Source organism: Virgibacillus senegalensis, from assembly GCF_000821245.2.
GTDB classification, from domain to species: Bacteria; Bacillota; Bacilli; order Bacillales; family Amphibacillaceae; genus Sediminibacillus; species Sediminibacillus senegalensis.
The window spans coordinates 787,770-807,742 of the sequence record NZ_LN611424.1 but is presented as its reverse complement, the minus strand read 5'-3'; the positions used below and the strand labels follow the sequence as shown (position 1 = coordinate 807,742).

The following is a 19,973-nucleotide window of genomic DNA, read 5'->3' as shown; positions in this document are numbered from 1 at the left end:
TCGAATGTCCTCTAAATCATTGTAAGCAAAGCGGATCGCTCCGTCTGTAAAATACGAATTACCGCCGCGTTTATGTTTAGGTGCGCGCTCCAGCACCAGCACCTCTGCTCCTGACTCCCTTGCAGAGATCGCCGCACAAAGAGCGGCATTTCCAGCACCGACGACCACTACATCATAACTTTTCATCTCGCTCCTCCTTTGTCATTACGAATGTTTAGGATGATTTATACATCTGATCCTCGTGCTTGTTTTGAGCTTTTCTTTTCATCCAATGGACAACCAGCGGATACAGCAGTGAAAGCAAAGTCAAGACTATCAACGCTATGCTGACACCGGAAGAAAAAAAGATGCCGAAGCTTCCATTAGAGGATGTAAGAGCCATCCGGAAATTTTGCTCCATGTCGGATCCTACAATCAACGCCAGCACCAACGGAGCAATCGGAAAATCAAGCACTTTCATAAACAACCCGATTACGCCGAATAAAAGCAAAAAGTAAAAATCAAACGTGGCATAGCTCAATGTGTACGTTCCAATAAAGGCAAGCACCACAATCACCGGATAAAGTACTTTTGGCGGTGTGTCTAAAACTTTAACAAGCGCACCAACCAATAAAATATTTATGATGACAAGGGCAATGTTTCCGATAAACATACTATTGATTAATGCCCAAGCCGTTTCAGGCTGCTGTTCAAATAAAAGAGGACCTGGTCTCAATCCTAGCATGATCAATGCCCCGAGCATGACTGCAGTCGTGCCCGACCCCGGTATGCCCATTGTCAACAGGGGGATCATGGCACCTACCGAAGCAGAGTTATTCGCTGATTCAGGAGCTGCAAGTCCTTCCACTGCTCCTTTTCCAAACTGAGAAGACCTTTTCGAAAGCTGTCTTTCCGTGGTATAGCTGATCATCGAGGCAATCGAACCGCCAGCACCAGGCAGAACACCGATGATGAAGCCCAGCGGACCACTCCGTAAAATCGGCCATTTCGAACGCCGCCATTGTTCTTTTGAAAACCAAACCTTGCCTACCTTTTTCTTTTCCTTCCGCTGCTCATCAATCGATAGTAGATTGTAGAGCACTTCGCCGATAGCATAGACACCGATAATCACGATGAGAAAGTCGATTCCTTCACTTAAATGCGAAGAACCGAAAGTAAATCGGTATATGCCCGTCTGGGTATCGATTCCCACCGTACTCAAAGCCAGCCCGATCGTCATCGCCAAAAAACCTTTCACCATTTTCCCTATGGATAACGAGACAATTGCCGACAAGGTAAGCAACATCAATAAAAAATATTCGGCCGGACCAAATTCCAAAGCAAAAGCGGCTAATGGCTCCGCAAGAAAAATGAACCCAATGACCGCAATCAAACCGCCAATAAAAGAAGCAACCGCGGATATTGCCAGTGCCTGTCCAGCCATTCCTTTCCTGGCCATTGGATAACCGTCAAAGGTTGCTGCGATAGCCGAACCATCCCCCGGTGTATTTAATAGAATCGAACTGCGCGAACCGCCATACATCGCTCCGTAGTAGATGGCCGCCATTAAAATGATGGCACTCACGGGATCCATGCCAAAAGTCATCGGAATCAACACAGCCACTGCTGTAGCCGGCCCAAGTCCAGGAAGCATCCCGACAATCGTACCAAGAAAACCACCGATGATAATCCACACAATATTGACCGGCTCGATCGCTATCGATAAACCTTCCATGAAGCTGTTAACATCCATGCTGCGATCACCTCCTTTAAGGTAAGCTCACTCCCAGCAGCTGACTAAATGCATACCAAGCCAAAAAGGAAAAACTGACGGCAACGATGCCGTTAATCAGCCATTTTTTCCAACCATTGATGAGGATTAATAATCCGCCTAAGAACAAAATTGTCGAAAGTAAAAATCCAATCTGGTCAAAAACAAGCGCATAGATGGCGCCTAAAACAATCGTAGTCACAATCAATTTTGGCGTCCTTCCGGAAAACAACTGTCGGACTTCCCTATTTTCTTCTGCAAGATGCTTTATTTCCTGATATAAATACACGACGCTTAACAACAACATTAAAATGCTGAGACCTGTCGGAAAGTACAAGGGGGCATTCGGGTTTCCAAGATTTGCTTTTGGCAACTGAAGCGAGCTGATCAAAAACAAACTGCTGAACAGCAGCAAAAATATCGGCACCCCCAGTTTAATTCCTTTCATCATCACTATCGCCTCCCTTACTCTCTATGAAACCTGCCATCCGCGTTACAGGCTACTTGCTTCATCCTCCATCTCTATAGCTTCTTCTTATTCTTATTGTCATGGATATAAACTGCGACACCCTCCCTTACTAAGGCTGAGAGCCAACCGGATCATGATGCCGCAGTTTTATCTCTGGTAAGAAACACGCTTAGTTATCGAGCAAACCGGAATCATTTACTAAACGTTGATAAAGGTCATGCTGTTCTTGTAAAAATGCTTTTGTTTCCTCACTATTTTTATAAAAATCCTCCCAATCATTGTTTTCGAGGACTTCCTGCCATTGATCTGTTTCGACCATTTTTTCCAGCTTTTTATCCCAATAAGCAATTTCGTCCTCTGTCATATCTGGCGGTCCCATCAATCCTCTCCAATGCGGGAAGACCATATCCACGCCTTCATCCTGCCAGGTCGGCACATCCTCAAGATCTTCAACCGGCTCCTCAGAAGAAACAGCCAATATCTTAAGCTTTCCGGCTAAATGTTGATCCTTCACCTCTGACAGTGAGGTAGTGACCGCATCAACGTGTCCTCCCAGCAAAGCGGTTACTACATCTCCTCCACCCTCATAAACGAGGAAGTTGAGATCTACCGGATTGATGCCGAATTCACTCGCTGCCTGGACTAGTGATAAGTGATCATCATTGCCGAGACCAGGTCCAACACCAATTTTAACTGCACTTGGATCCTCTTTAGTAGCCTCCAAAAACTCAGACGCCGTTTGATAAGGTGAATCTGCCGGAACAGCAAGTGCCTGCCATTCGGTCGCGAGTGTAGCAATCGGCGTGAATTCTTCATACGATAATTCACTTTGCTCCAGTAAGTTATTGGTAAGTACTAGACTCGAGTTGACAGCAAGTGAGTGGGAGTCCTTTGACTTTAAATACTTCCAGCCGACTTCTCCCCCGCCACCAGGCTTGTTGACAACATTGATATTTTTATCGACCAAATCTTGTTCTGACAGTACCTTCTCCAGCGAACGGGCGGTCAAGTCCCAGCCACCACCCGGCGAAGCAGGAGCGACCATTTCGATGTTTTTATTCGGATAGCCATCATTTCCGGAAGCGTTCCCCGCACATGCGGCTGTAATTAAAATCACGGACATCGCAAGAAGAACCTGAATAAATTTTTTCATAAAAACTCCCTCCTAATACTTGATTTATTTGTATCCTACTAATTCTCCCTTCATTATGTAAACGTTTTCAATATATTGTTTTTTAACGAATTAAAAAACATTTTGTGCATTAAATGCACAAAATGCGAAAAAAGTGCCCACCTGCAAATTTCTTTCCATTATTTTTTGATTGTATACCGCCGCTCTGGCCGGCCGACAATTCCATACATTTGCTCTACAACTGCTTCGTTTCTACCAACCAAGTATTCCAGATACCTTCGAGCGGTCGTCCGTGAAGCGCCAATCTTTTCTGCAGCCTGTTCGGAGGTAATACCATTTTGTTCGATGCTAAGCATTTCTTTTACCTTTTCCAAGGTACGGTAATCGATACCCTTCGGAAGGGTGGCCGTATTTTTTTGTTCGATTCGGGGGGTACCAAATACTTCCTGCAAAAGTTCCTTGTCGACTTCTTTTCTCGATTCGATCTTTTCTTTTTTCTTCTTATAGTTTTGCATCGATTGTTGAAATTGTTCCATCGTGACAGGCTTAATCAAGTAATCCTGGACGCCATAGTTCAAAGATTTTTCCAAAAATGCTTTGTCCGTAGCAGCCGTTATCATGATGATATCTAACTTCGGATAGTTTTCCCGAATGTATTGGAGCAGCTCGGTTCCCAGTTGGTCCGGCATGTAAACGTCCAGTAATAACAAATCGACCGTACACGCATCAAGCAATTGTCTCGTTTCCTTCGCATTGGCAGCTTTCCCGACGAGTTTCATTCCCGGTACTTTCTCCAGAAACGCTTCATGTATTTGAGCTACCCGAAAATCATCCTCTGCAATGACAACTTGTAACATCCTTTCATCCCCCTATCATTTTGTTCATATCCTGTATTTGCTTCGGAAGGATTACCGTAAACACTGTTCCATTACCAGGACTACTGTTTACTTCAATCGCTCCATTCAATGAATGAACTTCCTCTTTCACGTTTGCCAGACCATACCCTCTGTTAGCCCCTTTTTTTGAGTAACCACGAAGAAATATGCGGGACTCCGTGTTTTTGTCTAGCCCCTTTCCATTGTCAGCGATTTCAAAAATAATATCGTTGCCTAAATCCGTAACAAAGAAAGAAACCTTCGGATCGGTACAATCTGACACCGCATCAAACGCATTGTTAATCAAGTTTCCTAGTATTACAATCAACGGGGACAACGGCACATGTTCCGGCAGAGGCGCGAGTGAACTTTCCCCATCCACCGTAAAACGAATCTTCTTTTCTGATGCTTTTGCGAATTTCCCCAATAATATTGCCTGGACTTTTTCATCGCGAATCTGGGAAAAGAACATTTCCGTAACCTGTTCCTGTAAATTTGCTTCCTGTTGAATCAATTCGATTGCTTCGTTTGTTTTTCCCAACTGGATGAAACCCAGGATAACATATAATGTACCAGTAAACTCATGGGCCTGGGCGCGAAGATCTTCTGAATACTGCCTTACCTCCGATAAGGCGTCCACCATTTTTTTTATTTCGGTTTTATCTCGAAAGCTTGCGACAGTTCCTGTCTTCCTGCCATTCTCTGTTATTGGCCGTGTATTGACAATGATAATCTTATCTTTGTATTCAAGTTCCCTATTGATAATTTTAGTCGGTGACTGGATCATATCGATTAATTCCTCGGATGGGAGAACATCAATGATATTCTTTTCAATTACTTCCTCCCTTCGAATATCCAGCAAATCTTTAGCAGATACATTCATGGTGGTAATGATGCCTTGATGATCAATCGCGACTATGCCTTCTTTGACAGACTGCAAGACGGCATTTCGCTCCCGATACAGGGAGGAAATCTCAAATGGTTCCAAGCCCAATGTATCTTTCCGAATGCTTTTAGCCAATAGGAAACTTCCAGCAATCCCCATCAGGAAAACCACTCCTGCAGCAAGGACAATTTTTGAAATATCGGCCAAAATCTCGTTGTATATTCCTTTCATCGGAAAATCCACCGTCACGATGCCCTCTACTTTTTTATATTTGCGATAGTCAATTGTAACCGGTGCAACTCCTTTTAGGATACCTTCCTCCCTGCTTCCTGTTTTGATCACGTAACTACTTCCAAAAACAACTGCTTTATACAGCTCCTCATCGGAAGCGGTTGCATCCTTCTCGATAGGAACTGTTTCATCCTGCGCCCTTCCGATGATCCCTCCAGAACGGTCAAAGATGGTGATAACCGAGGCGCCGGCCTCTTCTCTTATTTGTTCTGTCAACTGCTTCATTTCCTCCAAAGTAGCGCCGGTACGGAACGCATCCTGAACGCCAGGCATGTAGGAAATCGTTTTGGCCGTCTGCATGGCCAGACTCTCGGCATTGGCAACATCCTCCTTCGATTCCATATAACCTACCATAAAAGTAATCAGGCTAATGACGAGCAAAAGAAGCGTACCGACCAAACCGAGAATTTTTATATGGAGTGGCACTTGCAATCGGTTCTTCATTTAGCCTCGCCCTCTCCTTCTATGTAATCAGTTTTTTCAGATTATTCCGTTTCCCTTATTAAATCATATTTTCCCTTACTTTCCACCAAGACTTCGGCACTATTTTACATAAAACGCCCTTTTTCTTAGAAGAAGTAGTTTGAAGGAGAAGAAGAAGGGGAACTTCTTAGTAACTTCGAGAAGTGTTCTATATAAGAAACGCTTCTTCTATCACTTCGTTTCAAAAAGGGAGAGGAATACATATGAAAAAGTGGTTGATGATTGTCTGCGCCAGTCTACTGGCCATTTTGTCTGCCTGCAGTTCCGGAAGTGCTGAAAATACGAATGCGGATGGAAAGGTAGAACTTGATTTCTGGACATTTTGGGGTTCGGAAACAAGACGTCCGATGATCGAAAAGCTAATTGAGGATTTCAATAATTCGCAGGATGAAATCGTTGTCAAACACACTTATGTACCTTGGGGAGATATTTGGACAAAAAACCTGGCAGCCATTGCTGCAGGAGATCCACCTGATGTCATTGTCAACGATATTCGAACGGTGAAAATCAGAGCCTCCAACAATCAAGTAGAGGATCTAAGCAAATGGGTCGATGACGACTTAAAAAACAGCTTCTACCCCCATTTATGGGATGCGGTGACCTACGAGGACAAGGCGTATGCCCTGCCTTTCACTACCGATACTAGAATGCTTTTTTATAACAAGGACGCTTTCCGTGAAGCAGGACTGGATCCGGAAAAACCGCCTCGCACTTGGAAAGAACTCAAAGAATACTCCGATAAACTCACCATCAAAAAAGATGGCAACTATGAGCAAGTCGGTTATTACCCGAACTGGGGAAATTTCACTACCCATGATTGGATGATAAATGCCGACAATGGAAAAGGACTGATGGAAGGCGGCGAACCGACCATCAACACTCCTGCAAAAAAAGAAGCTATCCAATGGATGTACGATTGGAAGCAGGAGCTCGGGGAAGAAGCTGTTCAAGACATGAAAGCGGAATTCGGCAATGAGCAGCAAAATCCATTTATCTCCGGGAAGGTTGCAATGTGGGCTGAAATCGGCACTTTCTATAAACAGCTGGAAGAGTTCGGAAACGACTTGGATTATGGCGTTGCCTTGATGCCTTCTTATAATGAAGACACTGAACCATGGAGCACCGGCGGTGGATTCGTCATGGAGATACCAAAAGGAGCCAAAAATCCGGAGGCTTCCATGAAATTCATCCAATACTTGACGGATGTCGAGGCACAAACCTACTGGGGCGAAAACAACTTCGACAACATCGCCAATAAAGAGGCAACCCAACAAGTAACGGACAACCTGGATGGCAAAGGAGCCGAGATTTTCCAGAAATCGATGGAAAGCCTGGAACACACCTATTTGTCGATTACAACACCAGAATATCCGGAGTATGAAAATTTAGTCAATCCGCTTATCGACGATGCCCTTAACGGAAAGATTTCCGTCGAAGAAGCACTTGATCAAGCTCAAAAAGATGTGGAAAACTCCAAGCAGTAAAGGAATTATTAGTAGGAAAAGCGGTATCCCCGCTTTTCCATTCTGTCTTTTCCATAACAGATTATACAGGGGGAAATCTTACAACTTTACATCACAAGTTAGGAGGCGAGGAGGTTGAGCGGAATGAAAGAGCATCATGCAGTAATTGGTACGACACACCAAAAAACCGTACATAAAAGCAAGAGTCGCAATCGGACGATAAGCAAACCGAAAATGAGCAAACTGTCGCTTAAAGAGAACATTTGGGGATATATTTTTATCGCCCCCTGGATTATCGGTTTTCTCGGCCTGACACTTGGACCATTGCTGTTTTCCTTATTAACCAGCTTTACGGACTATAATGTCACTTCACAGATGAATTTTACCGGCTTCGACAATTACAAGCGAATGTTCACAGTGGATCCGTTATTTTGGACTTCCTTATACAACACAGCATACTTTGTCGTGTTTTCGGTTCCACTGACAACAGCAGGGGCGGTTTTGGTGGCCATGCTGCTTAACCAAAAAATGAAAGGCATTAAGGTATTCCGTACGATTTATTATTTGCCTGCTGTTTTATCTGGTGTGGCGGTCTATTTTTTATGGATGCAGCTGCTAAGTCCTTCTACAGGATTAGTAAATACCGTATTGGCCTGGTTTGGGATTGATGGTCCTGCCTGGCTGTTTGAAGCAGAATGGACAAAGCCCGCACTCGTCATGATGAAAATGTGGAGCGTCGGAGGCGGAATGCTGCTTTACTTGGCAGTCATGCAAGGAGTGCCGAAAGCAATGTATGAAGCGGCAGAATTAGATGGAGCTGGTTCGATCCGAAAGTTTTTTCATATCACGTTGCCGATGATCACACCGATTATTTTCTTCGATATGGTGACATCGACCATCGGAGCCTTTCAGATTTTCCAGGAAGCTTATGTCATGACGGACAGTGGTCAAGGCGGTCCTTCCAATTCCCTATTATTCTATAACCTCCATATGTGGAACAATGCCTTTAAAATCTTTGATATGGGCTATGCTTCTGCAATGGCCTGGGTATTGTTCATCATTGTCATGATTTTGACCTTCCTTCACTTCAAACTAAGCAAGAAGTGGGTTTACTATGAAAGTGGGGATGAAAGATGAGTAATTCCGTGATTGGCAGCAAGAAAAAGTTGTTAACCAAGAAAGCGCTGATCTACCTGATTTTAATCGGCGGCAGCCTGATTATCCTGTCTCCCGTATGGTGGATGATCGCCACATCCTTGAAAACACCACAGGAAATCGCCCAGTATCCACCAAGCTTCTGGCCTGATAGCTTCCGGTTTCGTAACTACCTGGAAGCCTGGCAAACAGCTCCTTTTACCCGCTGGACGCTGAACACACTGTTGATTGCCGGTTTGTCGACAATCGGCAGTGTCCTTGCCAATGCGTTTATCGCTTATGGCTTTGCCGTCATCAAGTTCAAAGGGAAAAATTTTCTGTTTGGCATCGTCATGGCGACGATGTTGATTCCAGGATTCGTGACATTGGTTCCTCAATATATCATTTTTGCTAAAATCGGCTGGGTAAATACGTATCTTCCGCTGATCATACCGTCTTTCCTGGGAAGTGCTTTCTTTATTTTCCTAATCAGACAGTTCATGCGGACCATTCCAAAGGATATGGTCGAAGCAGCCAAGATAGACGGCGCCAACCATTTTCATATCTGGTGGCGTATTATTTTACCGCAAATCAAACCAGCCCTGATTACAGTCGCAATTTTCTCCTTTAATGGTTCCTGGAACGACTTACTCGGACCGCTTTTATACTTGAATGATGAAAATCTGTACACCCTGCAAATTGGACTGCAGACGTTCAAAGGAACTGTATCGACACAGTGGAACTACCTGATGGCCATGTCGACCACCGTTTTATTGCCGATCATTCTATTGTTCTTTTATTTTCAACGGTATTTCATCGAAGGTTCCAATCTTACCGGCGGACAGAAGTTTTAAAGTTTTTAATGGAAATAAAGCGGCTTTCTGAAAAAAAGAAGCGTCCTGCCCAAACGGGCAGGACGCTTCTTTTAATCTTTATCCACATCGTTATCAAAAAAAGATTTCTTGGTATCTTCCGGTTCCTCTGGTCGATCTGCCCGGAAGTGGCGGCCAATATTGGACTTGTTAATCCCATTTTTGACAGCTGTCTCGATTACCTTATAGAGAATGAACAACGATATAAGATACATGATTATAGCAGCGAAGCCCATAAAAATACCTCCAGATTTATAGCGTCTATTCCACTATACCTCATAAACAAAGCAGGAAAAAATCATCCGTTTCCGGTATTAGGACACGCAGCCATTATTACCAGATTTTCATTTTCTTGAACAGGTGCACAGTATAAGTAGTTCAACAAGAAGCTTTTCACTCTATATTCAATTACTTTGATTGTTCAGCCTATCCAAGACTACTACAATTTTACCCGATCCAAATATTTGTCAATCAATTGCTGATTATGCTCGTCTGCTCCCTCTATATTACCACTTAAAAAAACAGGAGGCTGAAAACCATTTTCCGCCATCTGTTTAATGGCTTCCGCTAAGATGCCATTGATAATCGCAGCCCCGATTACGGTGGAGCTTGGCGCAAAGCTTACCTGTACATCCGGATGGCTCAGCAGAGCATCTCCGACCGGGGCATGATTATCGATCACAAGATCCACCGCATCAAACAAATGCATGCCACTTTCATGCCGTGATGGCTGGCTTTGTGAATATTGGATCGACGTCATTCCGATAACAAAGGCACCTTTCTCTTTGGCAATCCGCGCCACATCGACAGGTACTGGATTGCGTCCGGAGGTAGACAACACCACCATGATATCTCCTTGGCGAATATCCTCTTCCTCCATGAACTGTGCTGCATAACCATTCTCCCTCTCCAAGGTAGAAGAGCGTACGGCACCTTCATGCAGCATCAATGGCTCATGAAGAATAGGATGTATAGGGACGAGCCCGCCTGCACGGTAATAAACCTCTTCGGTCAAAATGTGCGAATGACCGCAGCCGAATAAGTGAATGATTCCATCCTGCTGCAGCGAAGCAGAGATTTTTTGAGCAGCTTCTTGTAAATTCGTGAATTCTTTTTCTTCGATTACTTGTAACAAAGAATGGACCTTTTCAAAGTAGTTCGTTAACATCCAATCCCTCCTTGCTAATTTTTTCCCGCTTCTTGCTTAGCCGCTTCTATTAATTGAACCATGTTTTTTAAAGCGATATCAATTATATAGATACCTTTGTCCTCCGTCGCCAGCGTAGAATCACCCAACACAGCCGTCTTTGTGAATGTTTCCCAAGGTGTAGGCGTGACATCAGCACTCATTGGAATATTAGGGATATCGTTGATTGCTTTCTCCATTTGTACCAGTTCCGGTGCCAAATACAACATATACGAGGTCTCTATCTCACAAGCATGAAAATAGGTACCATGTGTAGATGGCGTTTCCCTCACTTCTTCTGCCGCCTTATTCATTCCCGGGTAAAATAAATATAGCACTTTCATTTCCGGACATGTTTCATACAATTCACGGGCAGCTTCCTTTAAAGCTGTTCCATTCCCTAAATGGCCGTTTACCATGGCGAAGACCTCGATGCCCTGGTGATAAAGACTCTCACCGATATCGACAATATAGCTGATCAGGGAGCGATTGCTGACGGTGATGCTCCCCGGAAAATGACGCAGGCTCCATACCTGTCCATACGGCAACGTTGGCAAAACCAAACCCTTTACCACTTCGGCAAGCTTATCCGATAGCCGTTCAGCCAGGAAGTTATCGGTCCCAAGCGGTAAATGCGGACCATGCGCTTCCACTGCTCCTACCGGGAGAATCGCAACTTTGGAACGCTGGATTTCTTCTTTAATATTATAGGAGTTTTGATATTGAAACTTCACAACAGCACCCCTCTTTACTTTTTGAATGAAAAACACCTGGCAGGGTTATCAACAAAAAATTTGGTTATCAGTTTCTCCCCGTCAAATCCGAGACTGTCCGCCTCTGCTTTGAATCGGGGAACCCACTTTGCAATGATATTTTCTAAACCCAGGCCGTAATCGTAATGTTTATAATAGGATTTTCTGGCTGTGTCACCGCTGACAAGGATCTGATCTTCAAAGCCTTTTCGGACTAATTCTAGAATACAATGGATCCGTGTACTTTCAGGTGCATATTTTATTTTTGAAATGCCGTCAAACGAGAGAAATGCACCTGTTTTTGCCACTTGCTCATGATAAAAAGGATCAGGATTGCGATCCATATGGCCAAAACTAACATATTCCAGATTGATACCTTCTTCTCGTAGAAGGTCGATTTGCTCCAGAACCATTGTTCCTGCTTCTGTATGCGTGTGAATCGGAGCTTTGGTTTCGTGGTGTGCTCTTGCTACTGCACGCAACGTTTTCTCTTCCAAGGGAGTGATTCGGTTATAACCGGTCCCGAACTTGACCTGCCCGCCTCTCAACTTCGTACCTTCCAATCCTTCTTCTACTTCTTTAATAACAAAGTCTGCCAACTGATTGATCGTTTTATCTTCAATCCACTGATAATATGTCTCGTAATTTCCGACAAGTTGTTTGAGGTTTTCCCGCATTGGAGCATCCCATAAAAAGCTTTTGTTAAAACCCGCAGTCCCGATAATGGTAATGCCCGTTTCTTCAGATATCTGCTGTACGGCTGATACTTCCCTGCCATAGTCTACTGCTGTAGCGTCTACGATTGTCTGGCCACCGTGTTTTTTAAAATCGAACACATCTAATTGCGATTTATCTTTGTCATCTAATAAAAGGTCATCTGCTCCTTGCATAACCCAGTAGGGAGGGCGGCAGACAATATGTTCATGTGAATAAGTGAAGCCTAATTGTTCTGGGGAAACATCCCCGTCAAACGTGCGCACAAAACTCATTTTATCCCTCCTGATTACATGGAAAAAGGGCAAATCCAGCTGCCCCTCTTCCCGTTTTATTAGAACAGTAATTGCGCCAGGAACCGGATAATCGGCCCCAGGATGAACATATCCGAATCGGCCGCCCACATGGCTGTATCCGGAATCGTATCCGCCAGTAGCATTTTCACCGTGATATATTGTCCCCAGGCAACGACCGTGGAGGTGATAAATCCGGCCATCAAAGCACCGCGGACACCACCCGTAACATTCCCAAACACACCTGCAGTGGCTGAATGGAAAAACAGGACGATCATGGTCGGGACAAAAATGTATCCCACTGTATTACCAAGCACAAACAGCCATAACAAAGCTCCGACGAAAGAACCTAAGAATCCAAGAATTACAGCGTTAGGTGCATAAGGGAAGACAACCGGACTGTCCAGTGCCGGTTTCGCCCCCGGCACGATTTTTGTCGCGATTCCTTTGAAGGCTGGAACCATTTCTCCGATAAACATACGGACCCCCATTAAAACAACCGCGATACCAGCTGTGAACGTAAACGACTGGATGATGGCATAGATGACGAAATTTTGACTGCCCGCGCTTGCCACAAGCTCTCCCGCTCCTGGTGTGTCCTTAAAGGAGATAATGACTGCACCGACCAGGAACAGCAGACCCATGGTCAAGGCTGTGATGACATTCGAATCCCGAAGAAACTCCAAGCCTTTTGGCAATTTTATTTTTTCCGAATCATTGTCTTTGTTACCGAGCACCTTACCTGCCAGTGCTCCGAGCAAAGCAACAGATGCTGATGTATGACCCAAAGCAATATTGTCGTTCCCCGTGATTTTTCTCATGAATGGCTGTGTCAAAGCAGGCTGTACCGTCCAATAAATCCCCATGATGACAGCAAGGAAAATAACCAATTTGCCAAAAGAAACCTCTCCGGCCGTGTGCACGACAATCCCCGCAAAAATAGTCGTTGTCCAAAACATCATGTGACCGGTTAAGTAAATATATTTGAATTTTGTAAACCTAGCCAGCAAAACATTGATCAGAAAACCAATCGTCATGGCCAGCGTGACTGCGCTTCCATATTCTGCGTTAAAAGCATTCTGACCCATAAATTCGCCAAGTGGCTGTTCCGATAAATTGAAAACCTCTTTCCATAATGGTTCAAATACTGTCAGGGCGCTGACAATAATGTCTGAACCAGCACTGATGATCAAAAAACCGATGATTGCTTTAAATGTACCACTGACCCGCTGACTTGCCGTCTTATCCTGTAACAGTAATCCGACCAGCACGATAAACCCTAATAAAATGGCAGGTGTTCCAAAGACGTTGTCGGCTATCCAATAAATGACTTCCACCTTGTTTCCCCCTTCGTCTGCTTTCTCTTTTATTTTGGGTTCCCTTATGCCTTAGCAATATGCTCGTCAACCGCCTGGTTGATCTCCTCCATATCAAAATAATTATTAACGATAATCACCTTGGCACTATGCCCTTCCAATCCTTCTGCCAGTTCATTGCTTGTGATAATATAATCGGCACTCATACTTGATGCAGAAGATACATCCACATGTTCGACATCAGCCCGGATTCCTTTATCACTTAGTGCCTGCTCGACATTCATCTTCAAAATCAAACTGGTTCCCTGTCCTAGTCCGCAAACCGATAATACTTTGATCATTTTCCTTCCCCCGTTTCTATGATTGTTTTTATTTCCCGGTAACTTGCTGCCGTTCTCAACTGTTTCACATTTTCTTCCTTGTTGAGAAGCAACGTCAGCTTCTTTAATAAATCCACATGTTCTTCGCTTGTCGATGCCCCGAGACCGAAAATCAATTGGACAGGATCATTGGATGAATGCCCAAATGTAACGGGATCCTTCAACTGTAACAAGGAGACAGATGCTTCCTTCCCCCCGTCTTCTGGTCTGGCATGGGGGATGGCTATGTGTGGCGCAAGGACGAAATAAGGTCCATTATCTTGAAAGGACTGTACCATCGCCTCGATATATACTTCCTCCACTGTCTCCGCATCTGCCAGCAAAACACCCGCCTGCTTAATGGCATCTGCAGCATCCGTAGCTTTTGCTCCGACTTTAACTAATCCCTCTTCTAAAAATTTCATGATCAAACTCCTTATCTTGATGAGTAGGTTTTAATGATTTTGCAAATTTGCTCCTTGTTTATTGCATCCAGTATTGCACGTTTGTCATGGGAAAACATATTGGTTAGCTGAGCCAAAGCTTTTAGGTGCTTTTCGTTATTTTCCGGAGCCAAAACCATGAAGATTCTGACTTTTTTGCCCAGCATTTCTACTGGTTCCTGCAAATGCAACAAGCTGATTCCCAACTGATTCACACCGTCTTCCGTACGACCATGCGGCATTGCTACCAAAGGAGAAATCACGACATACGGACCTTGCTTCTCAATATTGTCGACCATTGATTCGATATAATCTTCTGTGATGTATCCTTTTTTCAAAAGCGGGCTGGCTGCCAACTCGACCGCTTGTTGCCAGCTACCCGCTTTAGTTGCAAACAGTATGTCGCCCTCGTTCACTAACTCCTTCAAAGCAGGCTTCATCCTGGCTTCAGAAGTCACTGTTGGATGGTAAAGATACTTTCTCAATTCCTGCTGCAACTCCCCTTCTTCCCTCACATCTGCGTAACGCTTAACAATGTCCATAAGGGTATCGACCGAGTATGGTTGATAACCATTATTTTCTGTGAACAGCGCATTCACCTGCTTCAACAGTTTTTCCTTCTCTTTGTTATCAAGCAACGGATTGACTAAACAGACAGGAATTCCGCGGTCAGGCAAAGGGACAGTCGAGACGATGAATTCGACCGCTAGTTCCATCTCGCGATATTCACGCAAAGAAACGATTCCGGTGATATCGACTTCAGAAAACAACCCTTCGAGCTGGCTTTGCAGTAAACGGGAAGTACCTAGTCCATTGGTACAAACAATCAGCATTTTTCTGCGTGTTTGGATGGACAGCCCTTCTTTATGCAGCCATCCACTAAAATGAATCGCTATATAGGCTATCTCGCTTTGATCGATTTTTTTCCCCACAAAACGCTCAAAATGATGGACCACTTTTTTGGTTAATTGATAGATTTCCGGGAAATTGTCTTCCACAGAGTCATACGGCAATTCTCCCATATCAATGCCATACTTGATTCGGTAGTATGCGGGTTTTAAGTGTAAATGCAAGTTGGTTTCCATTCCTGCTCGATCTGTAAAAGAAACCACTGCAACCAATTGGAAATCCTCGATCATCTGTTTGACTACTTCCCGCAATCCGCTGATTTCTCCGTTTTCATCCTCGAAACTCGCATGATAATTCACCTTCGAACCCAATAGATGCTTGGCAAAGTAATATCCTTCTCTCGCGGGTATCACTTCCTGCCATCTACTTTCCAATTCGGTGATAAAATCTTTTGCAGCGTTACATTCTCCGGTTTGTTCAATGACAGTCTGTTCAACCGGATCAATATCTACATACTGCTTTTGCTTAATCCGCTGCAAAAACACGTAAAAACGAACGACAAGAATATCGAGGACATCGTCCGTAAATTGAATGCCCAAACGCTGCTCACAGAGGCTCAATTTGCGATAAATCCGCTTTAATTCTGCTTGGTTAAAAATCTTATAGTTGCTGTCGTCATTATCCGCTTCAAAAGCCTGCCCATGAATCCAGGAGTACCAGCCGTGCTGCGGTTTTATCATGTCAATATAGTTGACCAGCGCTCTCCTGATGTCTGTCTCCTTACCGAATACCTGATACCCAAGTTTCCTCCGGGAAGTAAGCTCCAATCGATAGCCAGCCAGTTCTTCCCGCAAACCTTTCAAATCCTCCAGGACTGTGTTCCTGCTAACCCTGGTAATCGCTATCAAATCTTTGAGGACCAGAGGTTTTTCACTGGTCAGAAAGTAAGTGACCAGCCACGCCTTTCTTTCTTCAGGCGACAGCTCATAATAATAAACCGGGAACACGAGCAGCTTACTCATAACTTCCTGTTTCGCCTGCTTTTCCAAGTATAAACCTGCTGCTCTAACTTGCTGTATTTCACTTATCCTGTTTTCTTTCAGCCAAAAATTGATCTTATCCAAGTCGTTATAGACCGTCCTTCTCGAAACATTAAATTGCTCGGCAAGTTTTTCGACAGGAATATATACCTCACTATGAACTATTTGATTTAATATGGCAGTACTGCGCTTATCCAAACTCATTGTTTTCCCCCCTTGGGCAAAACTTTTATCGGCCTTAGTTTAACTATATTCCAAGCCTCCTAGAATCAAAAGACCAAATCATTCACAGACTTTTGTGCAAAAATACATGGTTGGAATTACCAACTAAAGAAAACTCGCCGAATTGGCGAGCCAGAGGTAGATATACTATTGTTTTAGCGGTCTTCTTTTTACAAAATATACGTGACCATATTATCGGGTAATTTGAGTAACTTCAATCATTCCTAAAAAGAGAATTAAGTAACAAGAGATGAAATAACAAAAGAGGTCAATGTTCTAAAAGTGAGTTGAAGAAGTTGAATGTATTTGAGAGGATTTTTCAATAAAAATCCTCTCAAATTGAGGGTGTTTTCGGGAGATGTTTATAGATTCTTATCATTAGGGCTTAACAAAAGCTCTTTATTTGATTTTCAGTGATCCCTTTAATTAACCTCAGTTAACTAAATTAAAACTTCATGCGCATTATCCAACATTTTTTCTCGCTTGTATTAAGTTCCTTCTCTTTCTTCATACGCATTAAATCACGTACAACTTCAGCACCTTCTTGTATTTTACCCGTTTTTATTTTGTCCGTGTACACTTTATACCTTTGTTTCCACGATCGTAACGTATCTGATTTTCCATATTGAAAAATGTGCATGATGTGTTTTAATGCAATAATGTCAGTAACTGGTTGTATACTTGAACTCATTATTTTACCCGTAGGTATCATCACCTGCATATTACTGTATATTCGTGCTGCGCAACACAAGTAAATAAATCTTTTGTTTTTTCTTGAACATTATCCACCAGCCGATCCACCACTCGCCCCAGCAGAATTGTTACGTTTCATAAACATGTTGACTCCCATTACAACTGCAATTAATTCCTCATTCGACAACTCTGACGAGTGATTATTTAATTCATAAGCCGGCGATTGGAAAAATTCGCTGACCTTTTTAAATGTAGCTGCTAAATTACCACTTTTATCGAGAATATCATAATCCTTGGAGAATGCTTCTGATCTAATTTCATACTCCCCCTGATAGGAATCGTAAATGAATTTTTTAGAGAAAAAAGCCAGCTTTTGCTTCAGTTGACCAATTTCTTCTTCATGTTGATTTCTCACTACCCATCCCCTAAACAGAAAAGGAAATGAACCTTTCATAACAATAAGCCCTTCTTTATCCTTCACATCCACGCCAGAAGAAAACGCACTCTTTAAATCCAGTAATCCAATTTGTTCATGGTTCTCGTTAAAAATCTCCGTCGTACCGGCAGAGAAAAAGTTATCTTTAAAATAAATGGACTCCCCCATTGATATCCTCCTAAGAATATTGTTACTCTAACTACGGATAACAGACAAACTAGGTTCCATCTTCAGGGATTTACACATAGAACTAGATCTTTTAGGGAGAATAAAAACATTTTTTTATACATGAAGGGAGCGTAATGATTATGGAAGAAATCAAAGTGGGAGAAACATTTACCATAAGTGATGAAACAAATGAGGAGCAAACTGTTGAAGTTTTAGCAAAGGTCACCTTAAAAGGTACAGACTATATAGCTGTCAGCTTTGCAGAGGACTTACAGAATGAAAACGAAGGCGATATAGATATCTTTTTCTTAAAGATAGACAATGAAGGTGATTTATCAGCTATTGAGTCTGATGAAGAATTTGATAAAGTATCAGAAGCGTTTGATGTAATTATAGAAGAAGACTAAAACGATGGACCGCTAATCAAAAGATTTGATTCATCTGAGGGCGAGACTATTCTTAGTCCACCTTTTGTTGTAGAAGGACGTGCAGCCAAATTCCGGCGCCATCCCTTATTAAGGGATAGCGCCCAATTGATAAAGATGATTCGTTTGTATTTTCATGTAATAACTCTAACTCGTCTAGCAACACTTAACTCTTTTCCCATTCCATTAAAAATTCTTTCTCAGAAGTCTGTTCATCTATGATTTCTTCCTTTATAACAAAGCCATTCTTCAAATAGAAATCAACGGCTTTTTTATTTTTCTCGTACACCTTTAATTGTATATTTTCCCTTCGTCTTTTTATAAACTCTAACAACTCCTTGCCATATCCCCTACCTTGATGATTTACATCAATAAACAATGCAGCCAAGTAATGATCGATCATCGATACGAAGCCGACAACATCTTTTTCCTTACTAACAACAAAGTTTTCAGACATTGGAAAATATCTTTCTGCCATCTCCGTTTGCTTTGATTCCCAAAATGTCTTATCAATAAAGTCGTGTGCTATTAAAGAACCTTCATACCATATTTCTACTAATTTATTGACTTCTATATTTTTGGCTGGTCTAATACTCACTCACCTTTTCCCCCTTAAATATCTCCAAGCTTTCCTTCCATTAAATGGACAGAATGCTGGTATTTCTCCCTAACAGAGATTAAATTGCTCCAACGTGTGGGCAAATGCTATTTAATATTCTGCCGTCAAGTCTGTCCGGCTACCACCTTCTTTTCTTTTACGGGAAACGCAAGCTTCCAGCAAATAATGAGTACAACAGCGATCATTCCAAGATAACCAAACACACCAAAGGGCACGATCGTAGCCAGGTAATGAAATCCCCCAAATACGGCGACAATCATCATTAAAAGGATATTCTTGGCCGTATCCGTGTCGGAAGCGAATTCGAACGAACGAGAAAAAGGATAGATGGTTTGATTGTTTAATAGTTTATAAGAAATCAAAGCATGCAATACTCCTGTCACGAGTACCACCATCAAATCCGGGATGATGCGGAAGGAGAAAATAGAAAGAAAGAGAATGCTAAGCACGACCGTGATCGGTAAATAGAGCTTGGTCAAAAAGGCCTTTAAAGCCGCCCTGTAAAAGATGACTTCGTTTTGGATGGGAGCGGTGCGGAACAGCCATGCCCCTTTGTAGTTACCGGAAAATTTGAGCATATGTATGACAGCAGGAATCATGATATTCACAAAATAGATGGTCAAGAAATACTTACTTCCAGGTAATGCACCGAACCCGTTCCTGCTTACTTCATTGAAAAGGAAAATGAATGGAAATACAAAAGCAAATCCAAGCGACGGATAAACTTTCAATTTAAACGCTCGTTCTTGTTTCATCATTAGCGCTGAAAACCGGAAGAATGTCCGTTCTTCCTTCGTCTTACACAATATCTTTGCAAACAATTGATCAATCCGGTGCGCCTTCCGCTTATTATCTCCATTGTATTGCAGGAGCTTCTGCAAATTTTGTTCAAAAGATGGTACAAGTTTACTGTATATAATAATTGCCATTATCGGCACCACAAGCGACATGATGGAATAGCCAACGATGTAGCCAGCAGTATTGCCATTCAATAACCACTCAAAAGGTGCGCTATACCATATCGGTGGAAGCAATAGATGCCACCATTGAAACGTAAAGTCGACGTTTAACTCGGAAAAATCGAATACCCGAACCAATACCTG

The 19,973-nt window shown here is 42.9% G+C and carries 19 protein-coding genes and 2 pseudogenes; 4 read left to right on the top strand and 17 right to left on the bottom strand.

The features are described 5' to 3' along the window. Positions 1-21: 21 nt before the first annotated feature. The 6 genes and pseudogenes from BN1067_RS20705 to BN1067_RS08020 all read right to left on the bottom strand — a co-directional run. Positions 22-186, bottom strand: a pseudogene (locus BN1067_RS20705) (FAD-binding protein); the annotation flags it as partial. 28 nt (positions 187-214) lie between these two features. After that, the gene (locus tag BN1067_RS08040) at positions 215-1,732 is read right to left on the bottom strand and encodes a tripartite tricarboxylate transporter permease (RefSeq protein ID WP_053218367.1); all 1,518 of its coding nucleotides are present in this window, start codon (positions 1,730-1,732) and stop codon (positions 215-217) included. A gap of 16 nt (positions 1,733-1,748) precedes the next feature. Beyond that, positions 1,749-2,201: a tripartite tricarboxylate transporter TctB family protein gene (locus tag BN1067_RS08035; protein ID WP_234400650.1), complete on the bottom strand. Its 453-nt coding sequence runs from the start codon at positions 2,199-2,201 to the stop codon at positions 1,749-1,751. Between the two features lie 187 nt (positions 2,202-2,388). Beyond that, complete coding sequence (locus tag BN1067_RS08030) at positions 2,389-3,372, bottom strand: tripartite tricarboxylate transporter substrate binding protein (protein WP_053218366.1); 984 nt, start codon at positions 3,370-3,372, stop codon at positions 2,389-2,391. 158 nt (positions 3,373-3,530) lie between these two features. Continuing rightward, positions 3,531-4,208, bottom strand: a complete 678-nt coding sequence (locus BN1067_RS08025) for a response regulator (RefSeq protein ID WP_053218365.1) — start codon at positions 4,206-4,208, stop codon at positions 3,531-3,533. A gap of 4 nt (positions 4,209-4,212) precedes the next feature. After that, positions 4,213-5,847, bottom strand: coding sequence for a sensor histidine kinase (locus BN1067_RS08020; protein ID WP_053218364.1), 1,635 nt, complete (start codon positions 5,845-5,847; stop codon positions 4,213-4,215). A gap of 242 nt (positions 5,848-6,089) precedes the next feature. Between BN1067_RS08020 and BN1067_RS08015 the strand changes: the two genes are divergently transcribed. From BN1067_RS08015 to BN1067_RS08005, 3 genes are all read left to right on the top strand, one after another. Then, positions 6,090-7,370: an ABC transporter substrate-binding protein gene (locus BN1067_RS08015; protein WP_053218363.1), complete on the top strand. Its 1,281-nt coding sequence runs from the start codon at positions 6,090-6,092 to the stop codon at positions 7,368-7,370. A gap of 213 nt (positions 7,371-7,583) precedes the next feature. Then, positions 7,584-8,486 carry a carbohydrate ABC transporter permease gene (locus BN1067_RS08010; RefSeq protein ID WP_110943441.1) on the top strand — a complete coding sequence of 301 codons (903 nt, stop codon included), beginning with the start codon at positions 7,584-7,586 and terminating at the stop codon, positions 8,484-8,486. Then, positions 8,483-9,337 carry a carbohydrate ABC transporter permease gene (locus BN1067_RS08005; protein WP_053218361.1) on the top strand — a complete coding sequence of 285 codons (855 nt, stop codon included), beginning with the start codon at positions 8,483-8,485 and terminating at the stop codon, positions 9,335-9,337. Before BN1067_RS08010 ends, BN1067_RS08005 begins: the two co-directional genes overlap by 4 nt. A gap of 71 nt (positions 9,338-9,408) precedes the next feature. Here BN1067_RS08005 and BN1067_RS08000 read toward each other — a convergent pair whose 3' ends face one another. The 10 genes and pseudogenes from BN1067_RS08000 to BN1067_RS07955 all read right to left on the bottom strand — a co-directional run bounded on the left by BN1067_RS08000 (position 9,409) and on the right by BN1067_RS07955 (position 17,826). Then, a complete protein-coding gene (locus BN1067_RS08000; RefSeq protein ID WP_053218360.1) occupies positions 9,409-9,591 on the bottom strand; it encodes a hypothetical protein in 183 nt (60 codons plus the stop codon). A gap of 203 nt (positions 9,592-9,794) precedes the next feature. Beyond that, positions 9,795-10,523, bottom strand: a complete 729-nt coding sequence (locus BN1067_RS07995) for an SIS domain-containing protein (protein WP_053218359.1) — start codon at positions 10,521-10,523, stop codon at positions 9,795-9,797. Between the two features lie 14 nt (positions 10,524-10,537). Beyond that, positions 10,538-11,275, bottom strand: coding sequence for a creatininase family protein (locus tag BN1067_RS07990; RefSeq protein WP_053218358.1), 738 nt, complete (start codon positions 11,273-11,275; stop codon positions 10,538-10,540). 14 nt (positions 11,276-11,289) lie between these two features. Continuing rightward, positions 11,290-12,282: a phosphotriesterase family protein gene (locus BN1067_RS07985; protein WP_053218357.1), complete on the bottom strand. Its 993-nt coding sequence runs from the start codon at positions 12,280-12,282 to the stop codon at positions 11,290-11,292. Between the two features lie 59 nt (positions 12,283-12,341). Then, positions 12,342-13,637, bottom strand: a complete 1,296-nt coding sequence (locus BN1067_RS07980; protein ID WP_053218356.1) for a PTS ascorbate transporter subunit IIC — start codon at positions 13,635-13,637, stop codon at positions 12,342-12,344. Between the two features lie 44 nt (positions 13,638-13,681). Next, positions 13,682-13,954, bottom strand: coding sequence for a PTS sugar transporter subunit IIB (locus BN1067_RS07975; protein WP_053218388.1), 273 nt, complete (start codon positions 13,952-13,954; stop codon positions 13,682-13,684). Continuing rightward, complete coding sequence (locus tag BN1067_RS07970) at positions 13,954-14,400, bottom strand: PTS sugar transporter subunit IIA (RefSeq protein ID WP_053218355.1); 447 nt, start codon at positions 14,398-14,400, stop codon at positions 13,954-13,956. Before BN1067_RS07970 ends, BN1067_RS07975 begins: the two co-directional genes overlap by 1 nt. 11 nt (positions 14,401-14,411) lie before the next feature. Next, positions 14,412-16,511 (bottom strand): BglG family transcription antiterminator, encoded by a 2,100-nt coding sequence (locus BN1067_RS07965; RefSeq protein ID WP_053218354.1) that lies wholly within the window; start codon positions 16,509-16,511, stop codon positions 14,412-14,414. A gap of 454 nt (positions 16,512-16,965) precedes the next feature. Then, positions 16,966-17,256 (bottom strand): annotated as a pseudogene (locus tag BN1067_RS07960) (CarD family transcriptional regulator); the annotation flags it as partial. A 54-nt stretch (positions 17,257-17,310) separates the two neighbouring features. Beyond that, entirely contained in the window at positions 17,311-17,826 is a 516-nt protein-coding gene (locus BN1067_RS07955) for an LURP-one-related/scramblase family protein (protein ID WP_053218353.1), read from the bottom strand. 134 nt (positions 17,827-17,960) lie between these two features. On the opposite strand from BN1067_RS07955, the gene BN1067_RS07950 reads away from it, so the two are divergent. Then, complete coding sequence (locus BN1067_RS07950; RefSeq protein ID WP_110943382.1) at positions 17,961-18,233, top strand: DUF1292 domain-containing protein; 273 nt, start codon at positions 17,961-17,963, stop codon at positions 18,231-18,233. A gap of 184 nt (positions 18,234-18,417) precedes the next feature. Here the strand turns inward: BN1067_RS07950 and BN1067_RS07945 are convergent, their stop codons facing one another. Then, on the bottom strand, positions 18,418-18,849 hold the full coding sequence (locus tag BN1067_RS07945) for a GNAT family N-acetyltransferase (RefSeq protein WP_053218351.1): 432 nt from the start codon (positions 18,847-18,849) through the stop codon (positions 18,418-18,420). Positions 18,850-19,973: the final 1,124 nt, after the last annotated feature.